The following is a 3,574-nucleotide window of genomic DNA, read 5'->3' as shown; positions in this document are numbered from 1 at the left end:
CGATCGGGATCTTCCTCGCCTCGGTGCTGAAGAAGATCAACCCCGCGGCGACCGTCGTCGCGGCACTGCTCGCCGATGCGGCGATGGTGGCGATGGGTGCGCTCTTCTACGGAGTCCTGGCCCTGGGCGGGCTGGGACTGATCGCGGGACTGGCCCAGTCGCTGGCCAAGGTCTCGCTCGACTCCACGATCCAGAGCGGCGTGCCGGTGTCGGTGCAGGCCAGCGCCTTCGCGCGCAGCGACACCACCCTTCAGCTGGCCTGGGTGATCGGCGGGTTCGTGGGGATCGCCCTGCCTCAGTCGGCGAGACTGGGGCTCGGCGTGGCGTTCGTGGTGCTGCTCGCCTGGACGGTCTTCGTGCTGTCGTCACGACCGACCGCGCCACGGGGACGGCCGCGGCCCAGGTCGCGCCCGCGGCAGGGACAGACCCCGCCACGCGCCACTGCGCAGAGCCGGCCGACCAGGCCGGTCAGGCCGACCGGACCAGCCGAGCCGGCCGGGCAGCACGAGCCCGTCGTACCGCCTCCGCCGCCGGTGTACCCACCGCCGGCCCCCGGCGGGCCCTAGCTCCCTGGCGGGCCTTGGCTCGGGTCCTTGGCTCGGGCCCCTGGCCAGGTCAGAGCTCGAGCTCGTCGGCGAGCGCGCGCAGCACCTTGGCGGCCGGCTTCGCCGTGCGCGCCTCGGGGTGGCGACCGTGCCGGTAGGCCTCGCCGATGCCGTCGAGCATCCGGATGAGGTCCTCGACGATGGTGGTCATGTCCTCGGGGCTCTTGCGTCGGGCGTGCGACTGGTTGCGCGAGACCGACGCCGGCGCCTCGATCACTCGCACCTGGAGGGCCTGGTCGCCGCGGCGTCCCTGCGCGATGCCGAACTCGACGCGCGTGCCCGGCTTGATCGAGGAGCTGCCCTCGGGCAGGGCGTCGGCGTGGACGTAGACGTCTTCTCCGCCGTCCTGCGACAGAAAACCGAACCCCTTGTCGGAGTCGAACCACTTCACCTTGCCACTGGGCACTGCTCTTGCCTCTCTCATGCAACTTGCCCGACCCGGGACCGGATCGAGCACCGGGGGCAGCCTATCTGCCGTGACCCTCGAGCCACGACGGGAATGCGCGCAGGTCGTCGAGGACCGCGTGCGTGCCGGCGGCGAGGAGCTCCTCGCGCGAGCACCCGCCGGTCAGCACCGAGACCGAGGCGACCCCGGCTGCGAGCGCTCCCTCGACGTCGTGGACGTGGTCGCCGACGTAGGCCGACGCCCCTTCACGGCGCAGTGCGTCGGCCTTGCCCGCGCCCCAGACCCAGCCCTCGAGGACGTCGACGTCGAGACCGAGGTGGTCGAGGTGCAGCCGGGCGTTGGGGGCGTACTTCCCGGTGACGACCACGACCTTGCCCGCCCTCTCGCGCACGGCGGCGATCGCCTCGAACGCACCGGGGAGCAACGGGACCGAGTCGATGGCGTGACTCGGGTACAGCTCGCGAAAGCGGTCACCGGCTGCCGGGATCGCGGCCGCCGGCAGGTGGGGCTCCAGCATCAGGTCGAGCGGCGGGCCCAGCGCGGCGGTCATCTCCTCGACCGGGAAGTCGATCCCGAGCTCGGCTCCCAGGACCCGCAGCACCGTGCGGATGCCCGGCGCGGTGTCGATGAGGGTCATGTCGAGGTCGAACCCGACCGTCAAGGGTGCGGGGTCGTGGGTCACGTCGACGAGGATAGGGGCCACCATCCCCACCTGTTCCCCCGTACGGGTGCGCGGCCGGGGCGGATGCGCCACAATGGAAGGTTCCCGGACCATTGAGCACACTGATCCCCCGACTCCCCCGACCACGACTCCTGGACAGGAGCGAGCATGCACCTCCCCGCTGGACGACCCCGGCCGACCCGCGCTGCCCTGCTCAGTGTCCTGGCCGGCCTGCTGACGCTCGGGTCGCTGCTCGTGGTGGCGCCGACGACGGCCGCCGAGCGCGAGGCGGAGGACGACCTCTACCTGATCACCCTGCGCGGTCCGGGCACCGCCGGCTCGGTGAGCTTCCTGACCGGCAGCCTGCGCGCCGCCCGGATGAAGGTCGAGCAGGACGTCGTCCTCGACTCCGTCGACGCACCGGCTCCGGTCTACCGCTGGACCACCGCCTTGAACGGCTTCGCCGTCGTCCTCGACGACGACCAGGTGGCGACTCTCGAGTCCGACCCCACCGTCGCGACGATCGAGCGCAACGAGGTGCGACCGCTCGCCGGCTCGACCGCCGACCTCGCGCCGCTCGCCGCCAAGCGCCTCGACGAGGACCGTCCCCGCACAGGGGGCGCGGGCACCGTGATCGGCGTCATCGACACCGGCCTCGCTCCTGAGAGCCCACTCTTCGCGCAGGTGCGTCACCAGCGCCGCGCCGACTCCTTCGAGGGCGCTTGTCCCGACGGCCAGAGCTGGTCGAGCTCGGAGTGCAACGGCAAGCTGGTCGGCGCGCGCTGGTACGTCCGCGGGTTCGGTGTCGACCACCTGAGCGCCACCAGCTCGCTTTCGCCGCGCGACACCGACGGCCACGGCACCCAGATGGCCTCGATCGCCGCCGGGAATGCAGCGGTGCCCGTGCGGGTCGGCGGTGAACGCCTCGGCGTCCTCGGCGGACTCGCCCCCGAGGCACAGCTGGCCGTCTACAAGGCGTGCTGGGGCGCGCCCGACCCCGATGACGACGGCTGCGCCACCGCCGACCTCGTCACCGCGATCGACGACGCCACCCTCGACGGCGTCGACGTCCTCAACCTCTCGGTCGGTGGACCCAGCCGGATCGACACGGTCGAGCGGGCGCTGCTCGGCGCGACCGAGGCCGGTGTCGTCGTCGTGGCTGCTGCCGGCAACGGTGGGTCGGGCTCCTTCAGTGCCCACCCGAGCCCGTGGGTCACCACGGTCGGCGGCACGACCGGAGACGTGCGCCGAGGCCTGGTGCAGCTGCCCCGGGACCTGCGCACCGACGCCGACGACGACCTCACCGGAGCGATGCTCTCGCGTCGCTCGGTCGGGCCTGCCCGGGTCGTCCTGGGCAGCGACGCCGCGGTCGACGACACCCGGGTCGATGACGCCCGCGTGTGCGCGCCCGGCAGCCTCGACGCCGCCCTGGTCGCCGACGCCATCGTCGTCTGCGAGCGCGGCCGGGTCGGGCGCACCGACAAGTCGCGCACCGTCGCCTGGGCCGACGGCGCGGGCATGGTGCTGGTCAACCGTCGCCGGGGCTCGGTCGACCTCGACGTCCACAGCGTCCCCACGATCCACCTCAACGTCGACCGCGGCGCCCGGCTGGTGCGCTGGGTCCAGGCCAACCCCGAGGCGCGGCTGACGCTGCGCTCGCAGGGGCTCCTGCGCCATCCCGCCCGCCTGGCCGGTCTGACCCCCAGCGGAGACCTCCGGGGCGGGGTCCTCAAGCCCGACCTCGTCGCGCCCGCCACCAACGTCCTGGGGGCCGTGCCTGAGTCCGTCGACGTCGACGACTGGGCGTTCGTCAGCGGCACCTCGGCTGCCTCGGCCTTCACCGCCGGGGTCGCGGCCGCCCAATCAACCACCGTGCGCAAGGCGCCCTGGGCCCACTGCCCT

At 73.1% G+C, this 3,574-nt stretch carries 3 protein-coding genes and 1 pseudogene; 2 read left to right on the top strand and 2 right to left on the bottom strand.

The genetic code is table 11. The features are described 5' to 3' along the window. Positions 1–566: pseudogene (locus VOI19_RS16370) on the top strand (MFS transporter); the annotation flags it as partial. Positions 567–615: 49 nt separating this feature from the next. Here the strand turns inward: VOI19_RS16370 and VOI19_RS16365 are convergent. Continuing rightward, entirely contained in the window at positions 616–1,011 is a 396-nt protein-coding gene (locus tag VOI19_RS16365) for a cold-shock protein (RefSeq protein WP_323794030.1), read from the bottom strand. Positions 1,012–1,072: 61 nt separating this feature from the next. Next, positions 1,073–1,693, bottom strand: a complete 621-nt coding sequence (locus VOI19_RS16360; RefSeq protein ID WP_323794029.1) for an HAD family hydrolase — start codon at positions 1,691–1,693, stop codon at positions 1,073–1,075. 147 nt (positions 1,694–1,840) lie between these two features. On the opposite strand from VOI19_RS16360, the gene VOI19_RS16355 reads away from it, so the two are divergent. Continuing rightward, positions 1,841–3,574, top strand: a 1,734-nt coding sequence (locus VOI19_RS16355; protein WP_323794028.1) for a S8 family serine peptidase, incomplete at its 3' end; no start/stop codon positions are given.

It is taken from the genome of Nocardioides sp. (assembly GCF_034670285.1).
In the GTDB taxonomy this organism is placed as follows: Bacteria; Actinomycetota; Actinomycetes; order Propionibacteriales; family Nocardioidaceae; genus Nocardioides.
Note: the sequence above shows the minus strand (reverse complement) of the source record. Positions and strands in the feature narration are given on the sequence as shown.